Origin of the sequence: Fastidiosipila sp. (genome assembly GCA_012511175.1) — a bacterium.
In the GTDB taxonomy this organism is placed as follows: domain Bacteria; phylum Bacillota; class Clostridia; order Saccharofermentanales; family DTU023; genus UBA4923.
Genome location: JAAZGO010000027.1, coordinates 45,495 through 64,903 on the forward strand (window position 1 = coordinate 45,495; position 19,409 = coordinate 64,903).

At 55.7% G+C, this 19,409-nt stretch carries 12 protein-coding genes; all 12 read left to right on the forward strand.

Features of this window, described 5'->3' with window-relative positions; all coding sequences use genetic code 11:
* Nucleotides 1–17: 17 nt before the first annotated feature.
* The 12 genes from uvrA (at nucleotide 18) to GX839_06015 (ending at nucleotide 19,337) form a co-directional block, all read left to right on the forward strand.
* On the forward strand, nucleotides 18–2,930 hold the full coding sequence (gene uvrA, locus GX839_05960; protein ID NLB05004.1) for an excinuclease ABC subunit UvrA: 2,913 nt from the start codon (nucleotides 18–20) through the stop codon (nucleotides 2,928–2,930).
* 46 nt (nucleotides 2,931–2,976) lie between these two features.
* Complete coding sequence (locus GX839_05965) at nucleotides 2,977–5,550, forward strand: ATP-dependent Clp protease ATP-binding subunit (protein ID NLB05005.1); 2,574 nt, start codon at nucleotides 2,977–2,979, stop codon at nucleotides 5,548–5,550.
* Nucleotides 5,525–6,520: a DUF975 family protein gene (locus tag GX839_05970; protein NLB05006.1), complete on the forward strand. Its 996-nt coding sequence runs from the start codon at nucleotides 5,525–5,527 to the stop codon at nucleotides 6,518–6,520. Before GX839_05965 ends, GX839_05970 begins: the two co-directional genes overlap by 26 nt.
* 11 nt (nucleotides 6,521–6,531) lie before the next feature.
* Complete coding sequence (locus tag GX839_05975) at nucleotides 6,532–6,915, forward strand: hypothetical protein (protein NLB05007.1); 384 nt, start codon at nucleotides 6,532–6,534, stop codon at nucleotides 6,913–6,915.
* Nucleotides 6,916–6,918: 3 nt separating this feature from the next.
* Nucleotides 6,919–8,253 carry a glucose-6-phosphate isomerase gene (locus GX839_05980; GenBank protein ID NLB05008.1) on the forward strand — a complete coding sequence of 445 codons (1,335 nt, stop codon included), beginning with the start codon at nucleotides 6,919–6,921 and terminating at the stop codon, nucleotides 8,251–8,253.
* A 32-nt stretch (nucleotides 8,254–8,285) separates the two neighbouring features.
* On the forward strand, nucleotides 8,286–10,127 hold the full coding sequence (locus GX839_05985) for a TIGR03960 family B12-binding radical SAM protein (GenBank protein NLB05009.1): 1,842 nt from the start codon (nucleotides 8,286–8,288) through the stop codon (nucleotides 10,125–10,127).
* Complete coding sequence (locus GX839_05990; protein ID NLB05010.1) at nucleotides 10,124–10,804, forward strand: DUF2344 domain-containing protein; 681 nt, start codon at nucleotides 10,124–10,126, stop codon at nucleotides 10,802–10,804. Before GX839_05985 ends, GX839_05990 begins: the two co-directional genes overlap by 4 nt.
* 34 nt (nucleotides 10,805–10,838) lie before the next feature.
* Nucleotides 10,839–13,091: a hypothetical protein gene (locus GX839_05995; protein ID NLB05011.1), complete on the forward strand. Its 2,253-nt coding sequence runs from the start codon at nucleotides 10,839–10,841 to the stop codon at nucleotides 13,089–13,091.
* Nucleotides 13,092–13,106: 15 nt separating this feature from the next.
* Complete coding sequence (locus tag GX839_06000; GenBank protein ID NLB05012.1) at nucleotides 13,107–15,758, forward strand: valine--tRNA ligase; 2,652 nt, start codon at nucleotides 13,107–13,109, stop codon at nucleotides 15,756–15,758.
* An 88-nt stretch (nucleotides 15,759–15,846) separates the two neighbouring features.
* Nucleotides 15,847–16,788 carry a class II fructose-1,6-bisphosphate aldolase gene (gene fba, locus GX839_06005; GenBank protein NLB05013.1) on the forward strand — a complete coding sequence of 314 codons (942 nt, stop codon included), beginning with the start codon at nucleotides 15,847–15,849 and terminating at the stop codon, nucleotides 16,786–16,788.
* Between the two features lie 45 nt (nucleotides 16,789–16,833).
* Nucleotides 16,834–18,927, forward strand: a complete 2,094-nt coding sequence (gene ligA / locus GX839_06010) for an NAD-dependent DNA ligase LigA (protein ID NLB05014.1) — start codon at nucleotides 16,834–16,836, stop codon at nucleotides 18,925–18,927.
* Nucleotides 18,924–19,337 carry a hypothetical protein gene (locus tag GX839_06015; protein NLB05015.1) on the forward strand — a complete coding sequence of 138 codons (414 nt, stop codon included), beginning with the start codon at nucleotides 18,924–18,926 and terminating at the stop codon, nucleotides 19,335–19,337. The genes ligA and GX839_06015 overlap by 4 nt, the downstream gene beginning before the upstream one ends.
* Nucleotides 19,338–19,409: the final 72 nt, after the last annotated feature.

Below are 19,409 nucleotides of genomic sequence, written 5' to 3' on the forward strand. Positions count from 1 at the left end.
GTGATAAAATACAATCCATGAAACCAGAAATTAGTGTCTATGGTGCACGTGAACATAACCTGAAAAATATTGATGTCCATATCCCCCGAAACAAGCTGGTGGTGCTGACCGGCATTTCCGGCTCGGGTAAGTCGTCGCTGGCATTCGATACCATTTACGCCGAAGGGCAGCGCCGCTATGTTGAGTCGCTTTCATCTTATGCCCGCCAATTTCTGGGGCAGGTGCAGAAGCCGGATGTCGATCGGATTGACGGTTTGTCGCCAGCCATTGCCATTGACCAGAAAACAACCAGCCGCAATCCGCGTTCCACCGTCGGCACGGTGACCGAAATCTACGATTACCTGCGCCTGCTCTACGCGCGCGTTGGCACACCGCATTGCCCGGTCTGCGGCAAGGAGATTGAGCGGCAGACGGTGGATCAGATCACCGATGCCATCATGTCGAGGCCTGACGGAACGCGGCTGACCCTCCTGGCACCGGTTGTGCGCGACCGCAAGGGCGAGCATGCACGTTTGCTGGAAAGGTTGCAGTCGCAGGGCTTTGTCCGGGTTCGCATCGACGGGGAAATGATGGAACTTCATTCGGATATGGAGCTCGCCTCCAACAAAAAGCATTCGATTGAAGTGGTTGTAGACCGCCTTGTCCGGAGAGAAGGGATTGAAAACAGGTTGGCGGACTCGGTCGAAACAGCACTTGAGCTGGCAGACGACCTGGTCATTGTCCGTTTTGATGAACCGGAGGAAGCAGGAGGGGCCGGAAAGGTAAGCGAACAGATATTTTCACAGAAACTGGCCTGCACCGACTGCCAGATCAGCCTGGGCGAACTCTCACCCCGCATGTTCAGCTTCAACAATCCCTACGGGGCCTGTCCTGAATGCACGGGGCTGGGTGAACGGACGCATTTTGCAGCCGAATTCGTTATCGGGGACCCCGATCTTTCTATCAAGGGCGGAGCGATAGACGTCACCGGCTTTCACTTTACGGATGAATCAAGCTGGTCCTACTGCCACGTAGAGGCACTGGCGGAAAAATACGGCTTTTCGCTTGAAACCCCCTGGAAAGATCTGTCTGCCAGAGCGCAGGACCTCATGCTCTTCGGCAACAATGGGGAAGAGATTGTCGTCGATACCAGCCGGACCCGCTACAACAAGGGCAGGCCCTACCACACAAGCTGGGAGGGCGTTATCCCCATCCTGGAACGCCGTTACAACGAAACGTCCTCGCCTGAAATGAAAGAATATTATCATCGCTACATGCGGGTGACTCCCTGCCCGGTCTGCCAGGGGGCCAGGCTCCGGCCTGAAGTGCTGGCGGTGACGGTTGGTGGTAAAAACATTCACCAGGTCACACATTTTTCGATCTCGGGCGCCCACGAGTTTTTCAGTTCGCTGGTCTTTCCCGCCGCAAAGGATCATATCGCGCGTCCCGTTATGCGTGAACTACTGGCCCGGCTGCACTTTCTTCTGGATGTGGGGCTCGACTACCTGACCCTGGCACGCTCCTCAGGAACCCTGTCAGGCGGCGAGTCTCAGCGGATCAGGCTTGCGACCCAGATCGGAGCCGGTTTGACGGGCGTTCTCTACGTGCTGGATGAGCCCAGTATCGGTCTTCATCAGCGTGACAATATCCGGCTTCTCGAAACCTTGAAAAATCTGCGCGACCTGGGTAACACTGTCCTGGTGGTCGAACACGACGAGGAGACCATCTGGGAAGCCGATCATGTGATTGACATCGGCCCGGGAGCAGGCATCCATGGGGGGCGCATCGTCGCTGAGGGGAGGCCGGATGACATCGCCCGCAATGGTGACTCCATTACGGGCCAGTATCTGTCGGGGCGGAAACGAATTCCCGTCCCGCCTGTCAGACGCCCGGCCGATCAGGGTTTTCTGACCATTCGCGGAGCCCGTGAAAACAATCTCAAAAACTTTGATCTGGATCTTCCGCTTGGTGTCATGACCTGCGTAACAGGTGTGTCAGGTTCGGGCAAAAGCTCGCTGGTCAACAATATCCTGCTAAAAAAGCTGGAAAGCGAGCTTAACAGGTCCAGGCGTGTAATCGGCCGGGTTGACTCGGTTGAGGGAATCAGCCAGCTGGATAAGGTCATCGCCATCGACCAGACACCCATCGGCCGGACGCCGCGGTCGAATCCCGCGACCTACACGTCGACCTTCGATCTGATCCGATCGCTTTTTGCTGAAACGCCGGCAGCCAAGCAGCGGGGTTACAAACCAGGCCGCTTCAGTTTCAACGTGAAGGGCGGCCGTTGCGAGGCCTGTTCGGGAAATGGGGTCAACCGGATTGAGATGCACTTTTTGCCGGATGTCTTTGTGACTTGTGACGTCTGTCACGGCAAGCGCTACAACAGGGAGACCCTTGAAGTGCTCTACAAGGGGAAAAACATCAGCGATGTTCTGGATATGACGGTCAGCGAAGCGCTTGATTTCTTCAGCAATATTCCTGCCATTACAAGAAAGCTTCAGACACTTGAGGATGTCGGGCTGGGCTACATCAAGCTGGGGCAGTCGTCGACCGAACTGTCAGGCGGCGAGGCCCAGCGGGTCAAACTGGCTTTTGAGCTTTCAAAACGGAGTACCGGCAAAACTTTGATTATCCTCGATGAACCGACAACGGGGCTTCATGCTGCCGATGTCCACCGTCTGACAGGTATTCTGCAAAGGCTGGTTTCCGCCGGTAACACAGTCATTGTCATCGAACATAATCTGGATGTCATCAAGACTGCCGATTACATTGTTGATCTGGGACCAGAAGGGGGTGACCGCGGCGGCCAGGTCATCGCGACCGGCACCCCGGAGGAAGTTGCCGCCTGTCCCGGCTCCTTCACAGGGCTCTACCTTGAATCGATTCTGAATCGGGAACTGGCTTACAGCGGCATGAAAAACAAGCCCTGTTCTTGTGAAGAGAGTGCCTGATCCCTTATGATAGACATGGGAGTATTTTAACAGGAAACAAAAATAAATGAGTAAGTGTTCAATTTGCAATAAAAATGAAGCGGCCATTTTCACGACCCGCTATGAGGACGGCCAGGCGCGCATGGATGGAATTTGCCTGAAATGCGCATTTGAGTCTGATCTTCCCGGCCTTGATCAGCTCTTTTCCCGGGCCGGCATCACCGAAGATAACATTGATGAGATCACAGCCCGGATGAACGAGGTCCTGGCCGGCATATCCGCGAAGAATCCCGAAGATTTGCTCAAGGGTTTGCTTTCAAGTGATTTCACCAATATTTCATCCCTTGCGGGACTGCCTTTCGCAGAGGGCCTGTTTGAAAAATCGGAAGCCGATGAATCCGATGAGGCTGATGAAAGTACCGACGACAAGAAAGCCCGTGAGGAGGGGCCATCTTTGCGGCCGCACGCCTCCATCGGTGAGCTGATGCCTGCCAGCATCGGCGAACCGGATGAGCTGTCAGGCTACCGGCGAATGACGCCCGGAAGAAAAAAGGCGCGCGACAAAAAAGAACGAAAGCGCAAATTCCTGGAACAGTTCGCTATCAATTTGACAGAAGAAGCTGCCGCCGGCAGGATCGACCGGATCATCGGGCGTGAAGAGGAGTTGGCGCGGACCATCCAGATCCTGAACCGGAGAACAAAAAACAATCCCGCCCTGATCGGCGAAGCCGGCGTTGGCAAGACAGCCATTGCCGAGGGGCTGGCGGTCCGGATCGCTGAAAGCAGAGTTCCCGCCAAGCTGCTCGACCAGGAACTCTTCCTCCTTGACATGACGGCCATGGTCGCAGGGACCCAGTTCCGCGGCCAGTTCGAGAGCCGGATGAAAGGGGTGGTGGACGATGCCAGACGGTCGGGAAACATCATCCTGGTTATTGATGAACTGCATAATATTATGGGTGCGGGCGATGCGGAAGGGGCCATGAATGCTGCCAATATCCTGAAACCCGCCCTGGCGCGGGGGGAGATCCGGGTCATCGGGTCAACAACTCTTGACGAGTACCGGCGCTTCATCGAAAAGGATTCCGCCCTGGAGCGCCGTTTCCAGAAGGTCATGATCGATGAGCCGTCCGAGGAACTCACCCTCCGGATCCTTCTGGGTGTCAAAGATTATTATGAAAAACACCATCACGTGATTTTCCCCCTCCCGGTGCTGGAGGCAGCCGTCAAGCTTTCAAACCGTTACATCATGGACCGTTACCAGCCTGACAAGGCCATTGACCTGATCGACGAGGCGGGGTCCAGGCAAAACCTTGATTCGGAGTGCCTGACCGTTTTGAAACATTTGAAGGACAGGTACCAGGAAGTGATCGAACTCTGCGAGGAAAAAGAAAGTGAAGTCTCTGAACAGTCCCTGTCTGACGATGCCCTGCGCCACTATGAAATCCTCCAGGATTTGCGTTCGGAACAGCTGCGCCTTGAGACAGAGATTGCGGGGGTTGAGGAGGTATGCCAGCCTGTAGAGATCACCGAACAGGATATTGCGGGCGTGGTGGAGATGTGGACGGGTATTCCGGTCCAAAAACTCACCCGATCTGAATCGGACCGGCTGCTCAATTTGGAAGAGGAGCTTCATCGCCGCGTTATTGGCCAGGATCAGGCCATCAACGCCCTGGCGCGCGCTGTCAGGCGCACACGGGCGGGTTTCGCGCCCAAACGCAAACCTGCTTCATTCTTGTTTGTCGGCCCGACAGGCGTCGGAAAGACAGAACTGGTCAAGAGCCTGGCGGAGACCCTGTTCGACACGGAGGACAGTCTTGTCAGACTCGATATGTCCGAATTCATGGAGGCACATACTGTCAGCAAACTGATCGGATCACCACCCGGTTACATTGGCTACGATGACGGCGGGCAACTGACAGAAAAGATCAGGCGTAAACCTTACAGCGTGGTACTCTTCGACGAAATTGAAAAGGCTCACGCCGATGTCTACAACATGCTGCTGCAAATCCTGGATGACGGGCGGCTGACAGACAGCCACGGCCGGGTAGTCAATTTCGAAAATACCATTATTGTCATGACTTCGAATGCAGGAACAACACTCAAATCGCACGGGATCGGATTCGGCGCCCAAGGTCACCAGGCCATGGAGGAGCGTGTTGATACTGTTCTGAAAGAGCTTTTCCGGCCCGAATTCCTCAACCGGATTGACGAAGTGATCGTCTTCCATGAACTGTCGAAAGAGGAGATCCGGGAAATTGTCGACCTGATGCTGAAAGACCCGAAAAAGTCGCTTGAACAGCGGGGCATTGAGCTGATCGTGGAGGCAGCGGCACGCGAAGCCCTGGCAGAGGAAGGTTATGATCCCAAGTTCGGTGCAAGGCCCCTGCGCAGGATGATTCAGCGCCGCATCGAAGATACATTGGCTGATCTTTGGCTGACTCATGAGATTACCTCAGCGACTCAGGTGATCGTTGATGTGGCGCCTGAGGGGAGCAAGGCCCATGAAAAGGGCAGTGGTACCGCCGTTGATGGCAGCGGATGCTACCTTTTCCGCTGGATGGGCGGTGAGCGTATCGACTGTGGGCAAAAGAGCGCAGAGGACGAATCGGACCGTGATGAGAAGAGCACAGCTGAAGTTTGATGCCCGCAGACATTTGTCAGGCAAATACGGCGACGCCCTCGGCGTCGCTGTTGTGACATCCCTGATTGCCGGCGCCCTTTCCCTGGCCCTCACTTTGGGAAACAGGTGGTTTATGCCGGATCTTAAACTGCCTTTTGTGAATGGTTTGGATGGTTTGGGCGGCAAGGGGCCGGCTCTCGGGGACTTATTTCAATGGATGGACGACTACCTGGCCCGTATCCGCCAAGCCTGGCCCCTGATCGCCCTGGGTATCCTGATCACCCTGTCAGCCACAGCGCTCTATCGGATTTTTGTGGGCAATGTGATTTCAGTCGGGCGCGAGCGCTGGTATTTGCGGGCGGCCCATAACGATGTGGCACCGCCTTTTTCCATCATGTTCACCCTTTTCCGCCGGGGCCAGTATGGTAAAACAGTGGGGGGAATGTTCTGGGTCTCGGTATGGCTTTTTATTTGGTCGTCCATCCCGGCTGCGATTTTTATTTTGGGGCTTCTTCCCAGTCAACTGGTTTACTTACATGCTTTTCTGAACCGGACGACGCCGACTCAAGGCTTGGTTCTTCGCCTGGCAAAGCAGTACGGCCTGCCCCTCTTTTTTTTCAGCCTTCCCATGATTGCCGTCTCGCTGCTGCTTGCCATGGTCATGACAGTGGTCCTGATCAGGAAACGATACAGCTACCGGCTGGTTCCTTATCTACTGGCAGATAATCCCTCTTTGGGAGGAAGGCGCGCACTTTCACTTTCCAAGGCCATGACCCGGGGCAGCCTCTGGAGACTTTTCTTGCTTGACCTGTCTTTCATGGGATGGATCCTGCTTTGCCTGATGTGCATCTGTTTTCCCTGGGTCACCCTTCATCTTTTTGCGCCCTATTATTTCATGACCTGGGCAGAGGCCTACAAAATGCTGCGTGACCAGGCTTCCATGCGGGGCCTGGTTCGAATGGAAGAGTTGGGGTATGTGCGGGTGTCTTGAGGAGGTGGGCGGTGTCTGCGGCTGAGTCGGGGAGAACGCTGATCTTTTTGTTGCAAACCCTGGCGCTGCTGGCTGTTCTTACGGCGGCTGTGGCCCTGGCGCGCTACTGCATTGAAAAACGGGTCAGGGCTTCCATGTTACGGCATGCCGGCAGCCTGGTTGGCAAGCGGGCCCTGGTCGTTTCAGACCTTCGCGCCGGCATCGCCGGCCTGATCCGGCCGCTGGGACCTGAATTTGACGAAAAAGGAGCGGGCCCCGCAAGAACCGGGAATATGCCAGCGCGGGGTGCTTACCCCGCGATTTCCAACCAGTTGATTTCGCGCGGACGTGTCGTGCGGGTGACAGGGGGTGATGAAGACGGCTATCTCGTGCAGCCGCTTGAAAAGGAAAGATGAGTGATGTTGAATTTCAATGACAATCTGACCCAAACCTTTATCGGAGCTCACGAATACGGGCAGATGCGGGAGCAGCTTCAGGCCGCCCGCAATCTGCTTGACGGCCGCAAGGGCCCGGGCTCTGAATCTACTGGATGGCTCGACCTGCCCCTTCTGATGAAGGGGGAGAGCTTGGAGTCAATCCGGCATGCGGCATCACGCATCCGGGATCAGTTTGAGGTCCTGGTCGTCGTCGGTATCGGGGGTTCCTATCTGGGGGCCCGTGCCCTGATTGAAGCCCTCTCCCATCATTTTTCTCCTTTCCTTTCACAGGAGGCGGGGTCGTCACCCCGGATTTTCTTTGCCGGCCAGCAGATGAGCGCCGACTACATGAATGATCTGCTTGAAGTCATCAGAGGGAAACGGGTTGCCCTGAACGTTATTTCAAAGTCTGGCAGAACCACAGAGCCGGCCGTTGCTTTCCGGGTCTTACGGGATGAGCTCTTCGGGCGTTTTAGCAAGGACCAGCTGGCAAAGAGCCTTTTTATCACGACTGACGGTGAGAAGGGCGCCCTGCGTCAATACGCCAGAGAGTACGGCCTGACGGCTTTTGACATCCCGGAAGATGTTGGCGGCCGTTATTCCGTCCTGACCCCGGCGGGGCTGCTGCCTGCAGCGGTGGCGGGAATCGATATCGGAGCCCTGCTTGAAGGCGCCGGGGAAGAGCGCGCCCGAAGCCTTGCGCCGCTTGCGGAAGACCTGGTTCCAGCTGACCGTTATGCGCTTGATCGCATCCTGCTCCACCGGAAAGGTTATCTGGCAGAAATACTTGCAGCCTACGAACCCTCCATGCACTCCCTGATTGAATGGTGGAAGCAGCTTTTCGGAGAAAGTGAAGGAAAAGACCGGCGCGGCATCCTTCCCCTGGGGGCTGGTTTCACGACTGATCTCCACTCGCTGGGCCAGCTGATCCAGGAGGGTCCCCGCATCCTCTTTGAAACAGTGATCCGTTTTGAGAAGCCGGTGAAAGACGTGGTCATCCCATCTGACCCGCTTGATTTGGATGAGCTTGAATACCTGGCAGGCAAGACCATGTCATTGGTAAACCGGCGCGCTTTTGAGGGAACTGCTCTTGCTCACACGGAGGGCGGCGTACCCAACATGGAAATCGTTTTGACGGAGAAAACCCCCTTCTGCCTGGGTCGCCTGATCTATTTCTTTGAGCGCGCCTGTGCTCTTTCCGCACTGATGAGTGGCGTCAATCCATTTGATCAGCCGGGGGTTGAAACCTATAAGCGAAATATGTTCTCTTTGCTGGGCAAACCCGGCTACGGTCCCGCGCCATCCGATTCCCTGTAATGAATCGTTTTGACCAGCCTTCCTATCGCGCCATGCTGCGGTCGGTCAGGAAACCGGCCCGCTACACGGGCGGTGAACTCCATGCGGTTGATAAAAACAGGTTTTTCTTCAAAAAGGATCAAGATCTCCGGGTCCATTTTGCCCTGTGCTTCCCTGATCTCTACGAAATCGGCATGTCCAACCTGGCCATCCAAATTCTTTATGCCATCCTCAACCGCGACGATGATACCTACTGTGAGCGCTGCTTTGCCCCTGATTTTGACATGCGCGGCTACCTTCGGGAGCGGGGCTTGCCTCTGACTTCCCTTGAATCAGGAACACCTTTGTCTGATTTTGATATGGTTGGGATGTCGCTTCAGTATGAACTTTCCTATACGGCTGTTTTGGAGATGCTGGATCTGGGAGGAATCCCGCTTCTGGCTGCGAAACGGGACGAAGCGGATCCAATTGTCATCGCCGGCGGTCCAATCACCTGTAACCCCGAACCCATGGCTCCTTTCTTTGATGCGATTCTGCTGGGTGATGGAGAGGAAGCTTTGCCGGAAATCATTGAAGCCCTGAAAAGCAAAAAGCGAAATGCCCTGACACGGCGCGAATTCCTGACATCGATCGCGGGCATTGAAGGCCTTTACATCCCCTCCCTTTACGACGTGGCCTATCTGGAAGACGGCAGGGTGAAAGGCATCCATCCCATTGATCCCGCAGCACCCCCAAGGGTCAAAAAGCGCCTGGTAAGGGATCTGGACCGGGCTTCCATGCCGCTTGAGCCTGTCGTCCCGAATATGGAGGTGATCCACGATCGCATGGTCATGGAAGTTCTGAGGGGATGCGCCCGCGGCTGTCGGTTCTGTCAAGCCGGCTTCACTTACCGGCCTCTTCGGGAACGGAGCCAGGAGACCCTGGTCAGGACAGCCGGCCGGCTGATCGAAAATACCGGCTATGAGGAAATGGGGCTGCTTTCCTTGTCAACCACCGATTATTCACAGCTTGAGGATCTGGTCCTGGCGCTCCTTCCCATGACTGAACCGCGTCACATCAACCTGTCACTTCCCTCCTTGAGGCTGGATGCCTTTGATTTTAACCTTGCCAAAGAGATCGCAAAAACCCGGCGGGCAGGACTGACATTTGCGCCTGAAGCGGGAACCCAGCGCCTGCGCGATGTGATCAACAAAAATATCTCGGAGGAGGAAATGCTTGACGCGGCAGAGACGGCTTTCCTGAATGGCTGGGACCGCTTGAAACTCTATTTTATGCTGGGTCTGCCAACGGAAACCGACCAGGATGTCAATGGCATCGTGACCCTGGTTCGGAAACTGATCGCCGTATGGGACCATCTGCCCAGGGAAAGCCGGTCGAAACGGCTCAAGGTCACAGTCAGCACTTCCTTTTTCATTCCAAAGCCCTTTACGCCCTTCCAATGGGCACAGCAGATCACTCCCGACGAGATGGCTGCCAAGCAGGAACAGCTGGCTGCGGGCCTCAGGGATCGCAGAGTTTCCTTCACCTGGAATACTTTCGAAAGTGCCCGGCTGGAGGGAGTACTCTCCCGGGGTGACCGCAGGCTGGCGGCAGTCATCCGCCGCGCTTGGGAAACAGGAGCCTATCTGGACGCCTGGCACGAGCATTTTCAGGCAGATCTCTGGCAGGATGCACTGGAACTGATCCCTGGCGGGGCAGACTTTTATACCCGCGGCCGCCAGCCGCAGGAAGTCTTTCCCTGGGAACATCTGGATGTTGGTGTAAGCAGAGACTATTTACAAAGTGAGTGGAACAAGTCAAAGAAGGGAGAGGTCACGCCCTCCTGTTATGACCGCTGTTCCGCCTGTGGCTGTCAGGACTTCAAAGCAGGGCTTTGCCCGGGAGTTCTCCCATGATGAAGCGGCGGATCCTGCTTTTTTATGAACGGAGGGATGCGGCGGCCTGGCTGGCCCACCTGGACATGATGCGATTGTTCGAACGGTCATTGAGCCGGGCGGACTGGCCGCTGTCCTGGACTGTGGATGCTTTCAACCCGCGCCCCGAAATTGTTTTTGGTCTTCCTGCCGGTGTCGGGATTGAAACGCGGAAGGATCCCCTTGAGGTCAGGCTTGCCCCGGAGGGGCAGCTCTTTGAACCTGACGCGGCGCTCCTTCGCCTTAACCTGTCCTTTCCGGCCGGTGTGCGGGTGACGGGCTGGCAGGAGACTGATTCAGGAAGCCCGAGCCTCATGGCACGGGTGAGAGCCGCCCAATACAGGCTGGAGGCTGAAGGTATCGGCAGCGCCTTCAGCCGGACCTTTGCCGGAGGACCGGTTGAGGTGGTCCAAGAACGGAAAAAACGCCGGATCCCGGTCGATCTGGCAACCAGGGTTTTCTCATCCCAAGTCTTGGGAGAGAATTGTCTGTCTTTAATGGGAGGGGCGGGAAGCACAGGACACCTTCGTATCGATTTGCTGCTGGAAGCTCTGGTTCTTTACGGCGGATTGAGACGGGAAGCGGCTCAGGGGGCAAGCGTTGTCCGGCTCGCTGTTTTCCTTGACGGCCATGGAGCCGGACAGGGTATAATTACCTGAAAGGCTTTCAGCTGGTTTTGATTGGAGTTTGAGTATGCCCGCCCTGCGCCTGGCAACTGTATTTGGAACCGGAATGGTTCTTCAGCAGAAGACGGCGGCAAGACTTTTTGGTTTTGCTAAAAGTGATATGCAAGTCACTGTCGAGCTGGAGCGGTTTCCAGCTGAAAACCGGCAGGCATCCGAGAGTCAAACACAATACGGCATCATCTTTTTCGAGGAGGAAAGGGCAGACCGGGATGGTTACTTCGAATTTCGCCTGCCGCCTCTGAAAGCCTCATATGATTCCTACCGCCTGACGGTGAGATCCGGTGTGGACGCCGTGATCGTAGACGACATTCTTGCCGGCGAAGTCTGGTATGCGGCAGGTCAGGACAACATGTCACAGACTGTGCGCATGTCGGACGCAGAAGAACTGCTGCCCGATTGTGTCAATTTAGGATCCATCCGCTTTTTCCAGATGAACCTGGATGGGCTCTCGGATAAAGTTCCCGAATACAGTTACATGCCGCTTGGCGAAGCGCAGGGAGGAGAGTGGCAACGCGGCGATCAAAGCTATCTCATGGAGGAGATCTCAGCCATTGCTTTTTCATTTGCGCGGGAACTCCACTATGAATTGGACATTCCCGTCGGGGTAATCAATGCTGCCTGTCCCGGCACATATATCCATGCCTGGTTGCCGCGGGAAATCATTGAAACCGATCCCATCATCAAGAACCATGTCAGGGAAGTCCGGCTTTACCGCGACAGGGAAGGATGGAACAACGCCGAAATCGAAAGCCCCCGTGTAGAAAAAGAAAAGGCGCCCCGGCCCCTGTCTCCTTTTCCCAGGCCGCAGATTGTCGCTATCATGGATGGCAGGCGCCCTGACCTCCCCGCGACAGTCCCTGTTGTTATTCCGCGGGCGAGCATCCGTAAGTCCAGCGTTGCTCAAGACATCGTACCACTGGAACGCGTTTTTCTGCCGCGTAATCAGCCAGCTGCCATCTTCAATCACAAAGTGGCGCCTTTTGTCGGCTTGTCCATCCGGGGCATTCTTTGGATGCAGGGAGAAAACGATGTCGACAGCCCGGAGTATTACCTGCGTGCTTTTGGCCACCTCATCGATATGTTCAATGAAATGTTCGAATCGGCCGATGGGGAGCTGGATCTGATTGTCTCCCAGCTGCCTCCCTATCTCTACAGGGGGCTCAATGCATTCGGACTTGCTGTTTTTAATGAGATGCTTGCCCGCGCCTGCCGCCGGGTGCCTGCCAGGGCAGGCCTGATCACCGTTTATGATCTTTCACCGGCCTACCTGGATCAGGACTACTACTGTGCTGCCCTGACGCCTTACGCGAAACTGGAAATTGGCCGGAGGATGTCGGTTGTCGCGCGTGGCCTGACTGACGGGGGTGATTTGCCCGTAAGTGCGCCTCAGCCCATCGCCATGGAGCGGATTGGAAACAAATGGATGATTGATCTTTCGCCATCTGCGGTTAAGGGCCATGGCCTGCAGCTGCGCCAGGGAGAAAATATCCTTAAGGGGTTTGCCGTTTGCGATGCGAGCCGTGTGTTTGTAAAAGCAGAGGCGCGCATCCTCTACGGCGTCCGCGTTCTTGTCTGGCACGACCAGATCGAGGATCCGGTCTCCCTGACCTATGCCTTTTCTGCCTTCAACAGCGAAGCCAACCTCTATGGGGCGGACGGGATACCGGTCTTGCCTTTCCGTTTTGATCTGGAGCCCTCAGCTTACCTGGCCCCCATGGCTTGGGCCGACTGTGACCGGCTGACTGAATTTTCCTGGACACAAGCTCTGCTGAGAGATTCCCTGCGGTCAAAAAAGAAAACATGGCCCGGGCAAAACCAATTGTGGGAAGTCACGGGCGGCGGAGGCAAACTCGAACTGACCGGAGAGATCCACGGTTATGGGAGCGCCGACATCAGGCTTGACTACTGGAATGCGGACGAACGGCCTGTTGTTATTGAGGCGGCTGTATCGCATGCCTCCGCGTATCCCCCGCTTGATCTTTCAGTTTACACAGGCATTGAGCTGACTGTGCTCAACCCGGACCATCAAAGGAAGACCGTCCAGCTTCTCCTGGAAGATACCAACGGAGTTTTCTTCGAATCCCAGCCGGCGGTCATCGAAGATGCTTTCAGACAGCAAATTTTGGTGTGGTCTGCAGAAAGCCTGGCCGTGGACACCAGCCGCGTGACCCGCCTGGCCTTCCGCTTGATGGATCCGGGCGGGAAGGGTAGTCTGATCTTTATCCGGGTGAATTTCCCCTACAGGCCCGAAGAGGAATAGAGAAAGGCTGACGCCATGAAAAAGATCGAACAGATTCCAAAGACTTTTGAACCGGCCAGGGAAGAAGCGTCCATCTATCAGATGTGGGAAAGCGCTGGCTCATTTCGTGCAGAAGCACCCTCCGAAAAGGAATCCTTCTGCATGGTGATGCCGCCGCCCAACATCACTGGCGAACTCCATATGGGCCACGCGCTGGATAATACCCTGCCCGACATTCTAACCCGTTTTAATCGCATGCGAGGCAGGAATGCCCTCTTTCTTCCGGGCACGGATCACGCATCGATCGCGACGGAGGCCGTTGTTGTAGCCCGCATGAAGGAAGAAGGGCTTTCAAAGGAAAGCGTGGGGCGGGAAGGTTTCCTGGAGCGCGCCTGGCTTTGGAAGGATGAGTACAACAACCGGATTATTGAACAGCAAAAAAGGCTGGGTCTGTCCTGCGACTGGCAGCGCCATCGTTTCACCATGGATGAGGGACTCTCCCGGGCGGTTACCCGGGTTTTTGTCAATTTGTACAGGGAGGGCCTGATTTACCGGGGAGAACGCATCATCAACTGGTGCCCCGTCTGCGGAACCTCGATCTCGGATATCGAAGTTGAGCATGAAGAACGTTCAGGCCACTTTTTCACGGTTCACTATCCCTTCGAGGATGGGCAAGGCGGCATCGAAATCGCCACGACCCGGCCGGAGACCATCCTGGCGGATACAGCGGTTGCTGTCCACCCGCGGGACAAGCGTCACCGCGCGCTGGTGGGCCGCAAACTCCGTCTCCCCCTGACCGGCCGGATTGTTCCCATCATTGCGGATGAGTACGTGGACCCCGACTTTGGTACAGGTTTGGTTAAGATCACCCCTGCTCACGATCCAAATGACTATGAAATCGGCCTTCGCCACGGACTGCCGGTGATTGATATCCTGACCCTTGATGGCCACATGACAGATGAGTGCGGAGCTTATGCAGGCATGACGGTCATGGAGGCCCGCGAAGCGGTTGTGAAAGAGTTGGAATCCCAGGGATTGCTGATCAAGGTTGAGGACGTGCGGCATAACGTGGGAACCTGCCAGCGCTGCCATACAGTCGTTGAACCGAAAGTATCCCTCCAGTGGTTCGTTCACATGGAACCTCTGGCCAGGCCGGCCATCGAGGCGGTGCGCAGCGGCGAGACAAGATTTGTTCCGGACCATTTCAAGAAGACCTATTTCAACTGGATGGAAAACATCCGTGACTGGTGTATCTCCAGGCAGCTCTGGTGGGGTCACCGGATTCCCGCCTGGTATTGTGAAGACTGCGGTGAGACCATTGTGTCTGAGGAGGTACCCGAAAGATGCACGGCCTGCGGCGGTTCCAGTCTCAGGCAGGAGGAAGACACGCTCGATACCTGGTTTTCCTCGGCGCTCTGGGCCTTCTCAACCTTGGGCTGGCCTGAGGAAACGGACGATTTCAAGACCTTTTATCCCACGGATGTTCTTGCGACGGGCTATGACATCATTTTCTTCTGGGTGGCCCGAATGATTTTTTCCTCGCTCCATCAGACAGGAAAGGTGCCCTTTCATACGGTACTGATTCACGGCCTTGTACGCGATGAACTGGGCCGCAAGATGTCAAAATCACTGGGCAACGGGGTTAACCCGCTTGAAATGATTGATCTTTACGGGGCGGATGCGCTCCGCTTTGCCCTGATCACAGGCAATGCGCCCGGCAATGATCTTCGCTGGCGCGAGGAGAAGTTCGAGAACGGCCGCAATTTTATCAATAAAATTTGGAATGCCTTTCGTTTTATTGTCATGAATCTGGATGACAGAACCGATTTTTCTGACTTGAAGGATGAAGATCAGGCCTTGGAAGACCGCTGGATTATGAGCGAGCTTGGAGAAGTCATCAGGGAGGTGACTGATCATCTGGAGTCCATGGAGCTCGGACTGGCTCAGGAAAAGATCTATTCTTTTCTTTGGGATTATTTCTGCGACTGGTACATCGAGATGGTAAAAGAACGCCTGCAGAAGGGAGGGGCAGCCCGGCTGGCCGCTCAGGCCGTGCTCTGTCGTGTCTTTTCCGATACCATGGCCCTGCTGCATCCCTTCATGCCTTTTGTGACGGAAAGAATTTTCGGGGTTTTGCACGAGGATCAGCTCCTGATCAGTTCTCCCTGGCCCCGGGCAGCGGCCTATCCCCGGGACGGGGAGGCGGTCGAAGTCATGCGCCATATGATCAGCGCAATCCGGGGTGTGAGGAATGTCCGCGCTGAATACAAGATCAAGCCATCACACCGGTTCCCGGCAAAGCTGAGAACCGGAAACAGCAGGCTGCTTGCAGGCATGGAAGCGGCCGGGCCGACACTTCTCCGTCTGGCCGGAATTTCAAAGCTTGAAGGTGTCACCGGGGATTTTTCACCTTCGAATGGCGATGTGGCCATTGTTTTTACCGGTGGCGAATTATTTGTCTCCCTGCGTCAACTGGTCGATGTCGCTTCTGAAGCAAGCCGGCTGGAAAAAGAGGCCGCCGTCCTTCAGCAGGAAATCAAGCGCTCGGATTCCATGCTGGCCAATCGGCAATTTCTGGAAAAGGCGCCCGCCGCGGTTGTCGAACAAGAGAAGATCAAGAAAAGGGACTACGAGACACAGTTGGAGAAGCTGCTGCAGCAGCTCGATTATCTTGGCCGGACAGAATAAAGCCGTCAAGCCGGCCTCGTGCCGTGCGTTATACTGAAATCGAGATAATTCCCAGGTCCCGGCGAGCGGGACTGCAAAGGAGGCCGTCATGCCACTGGTAACTACAAAGGAAATGTTTAAGAAGGCCTACGAAGGACGTTACGCCATCGGTGCATTCAATGTCAACAACATGGAGATCATCCAGGGGATCGTCAACGCTGCAAAACGGCTTGATGCACCGCTCATTCTCCAGGTTTCAGCCGGCGCCCGCCGATATGCCAGCCAGACCTATCTGGTTAAGCTGGTGGAGGCGGCCCTGATTGACTCAGATCTTCCCATCGCCCTCCATCTTGATCACGGGGACAGCTTCGAACTATGCAAGGACTGCATTGACGGTGGTTTCACTTCGGTTATGATCGATGCTTCGCACCTGCCCTTCGAGGAGAATATTGCCTTGACCCGGCGGGTTGTTGATTATGCGCACAGCCACGACCCGGCCGTTGTGGTGGAGGCGGAACTCGGACGCCTGGAAGGGATTGAAGATGACATCAAGGTGGCTGCAGAAGAGGCATCCTACACCGATCCCGGCCAGGTTGAGGAATTTGTGACCCGGACCCGGTGCGATTCGCTGGCTATTGCCATCGGAACCAGTCATGGCGCCTACAAATTCAAGCCCGGACAGAAACCTGAACTGCGTTTTGACATTCTGGAGGAGGTCGCCCGCCGGCTGCCGGGTTTCCCCATCGTCCTGCATGGTGCCAGCAGTGTCCTCTCTCAATATGTCGATACCATCAATCAATACGGGGGATCCATGCCTGATGCTGTGGGCGTGCCGGAAAAGATGCTTCGGGAAGCGGCAACCATGGCCGTTTGCAAGATCAATATCGATACCGATCTGAGGATGGCCATGACGGCCTCTATCCGGCAGCACATGGCCTTGAATCCTTCGCATTTTGATCCCCGCCAGTACCTGGGCCCCGCGCGCCAGGCCATCGAGGACCTGGTAGCCCATAAAATTGTCAATGTGCTGGGCTGTGCCGGGCAAGCCTGAGGTTGTCGGCGGCACTCTGTTTGATAAGACGGGAGCGTGATGTTCATGCCAGAGAAGCTGCATTACCCGGGAGGTATCGCTCTTGCCGTCAACCGCTTTCTCGCTGTTCCCGAACCGGACAAAAAGGCTGAGGCGGCCGCATTGATATCGGAATTGAGCCAGCTTCTCGGCATGCTTGATCACGCCTATTATGACCTCGATTCTCCCCTGGCTGAAGACACCGACTACGACAGGCTCCTGCGCAGGCTTGAGGAACTGGAAAATAAATGGCCGGACTTGTCCCGGGATGATTCACCGGCGCAGCGCGTCGGCGGCAGAGTTTCAGAAAAATTCACGGCCGTACCTCACCGTTTTCCCATGCTCTCGCTTCTGGATGTTTTCTCTCGTGAGGAGGTTGCGGCCTTTATTGACCGGACTTCCAGCCAGGAACAGGAGGCCAGGTTTCTTGTCGAAATGAAGATCGATGGCCTCTCTGTCAGCCTGACCTATGCGGAGGGCCGGCTGGTACGCGGCGTGACACGTGGGGACGGTGTCACCTCCGGGGAAGACATCACGGAGAATATCCTGGAAATCAGAGCCATCCCAAAGATGCTGACTGAGCCGGTCGAGGAACTGGTTGTCCGGGGGGAAGTGTTCATGCCCGCCAAGTCTTTTGAGCGGCTGAATGCCGAACTTGACCGCAAAGGTGAAAAACTCTTTGCCAATCCGAGAAACGCAGCAGCAGGAACACTGCGGCAGCTTGACGCCTCCGTTGTTGCCGGGCGGGGTCTCTCTTTCTTTGCTTTTGATGTCCAGCACTCGACCAGGCAATTTGACTATGATTCCGAGTCACTTGACTGGCTTTCGCAATTGGGGTTTTTGGTCATCCCGGGAACCAGGCTGGCTGCGACCCGTGATGAAATCATGGACGCAATCGATGAGATTGAACAAGAGCGCGGGAACCTTCCATTCGGGATTGACGGTGCGGTTATCAAGCTTGATGGGATGGCCGGGCGCGAGCGTCTGGGGGCTACCAACAAATACCCGCGATGGGCCGTTGCCTATAAATACCCGCCAGAACAAAAGGAGACGAGAATTGTTGATATCACAGCCCAGGTGGGCAGGACGGGACGGATCACCCCGCTGGCCTGGCTCGAACCGGTCAGCCTGGCTGGAACTACGGTGAGGAAAGCGACGCTTCACAACCAAAGTTACATCGATCAGCTTGATGTCCGGATCGGGGACACGGTCCTGGTTCAGAAGGGCGGCGACATTATTCCCGCGGTGATCCAGGTGATCAAAGAGAAAAGACCTGCAGGGGCCAAGGCATACAAGTTGCCGGAGAATTGCCCGGCTTGCGGTTCCGAGACGGAATTTGTAGGAGACAGTGCTGACCTTTACTGTACGGGGATTGACTGCCCTGCCCAGCTGGTCCGCCACCTGACCTATTTTGCCTCCAGGGAAGCCATGGATATTTCAGGTCTAGGGGACAGGACGGTTCAGGCCCTGATGGAGAAAGGTTTCGTTAAATCGATCGCAGATCTCTACACTCTCCATCAAAGGCGTGACCAGCTTATCGCAGATGGTTCGATCGGGCGTCAAAAGGCAGTCGATAAGCTGCTCGGTGAAATCGAACAATCCAAAACCATGCCGCCGGACCGCCTTTTGACAGGCCTGGGGATACCTCTTGTTGGCAGGCAAACAGCCCGGGCGCTCCTGGAGGCCATGCCGGACATCAGAAAGATCGCAGCCGCAGAGGAGGAAGAGCTGGCTTCCATCCGTGACATCGGCCCCGTCACTGCGCGCGAAATTCACCGCTGGTTCAGGCTTCCCCAGACGGAGGGGCTCCTGGCCAAGCTCGAATCATATGGTTTATCCTTTGCGGAAGCCGCGCCTGCAGGTGAGCTGCCCCTGCACGGAAAAACTTACGTGATTACCGGCACGCTCAGTTCTATGACCCGCAGTCAGGCAAGGGAAGCGCTGGAGAAGCTGGGAGCCCATGTCAGCAGTTCTGTTTCTTCCTCTACCAGTGCGGTCATTGTGGGTGAAAACCCCGGCGGCAAGGCCGGACGCGCTGCTGAACTTGCCTTGCCCGTTATGAATGAAGAAGAATTCAACGACTGGCTGACGACCATCCGGCGGGGAGACCGGCCTTCATGATGATTCTTTATTTTTTGGCAGGACTTCTTGCGAGTGCAGCCATGATACTGGCTTTGCTGATTATTCTGGTTGTTTCGCTTCGTACCAACTGGAATCACGCCAATCGCTTCCGGATTTCTTTCATGGTACCTGTCTTGCTTGCCGCCGCCATCGCTTATTTTTGTGTGACGGAATTCGTTCCAAGAGTCTTTGACCTGGTACATCTGGCCGGGCGCCATTATGATCTTGCTGACATCGACCTGCAGCATAGCGCGCTGGGAAGAAGTTCCCTGATTTCGGATGGCGTTTCCTATTATTTTCTGCCCGGCACTTTCGACAAGAATGCGCGGGGCCGCTTCCAGGTCATGTTTACGCCCGGCACCCGTTTCATCATTCATGTCACCTACCTGGAAGATTCAGCGGAAAAGTGACGGAGCCGGCTTCCATTTTGACCTCAACAAAAAATCCCCCGCTCAATCCTTCCATAATGTTGAGGGAGGTGA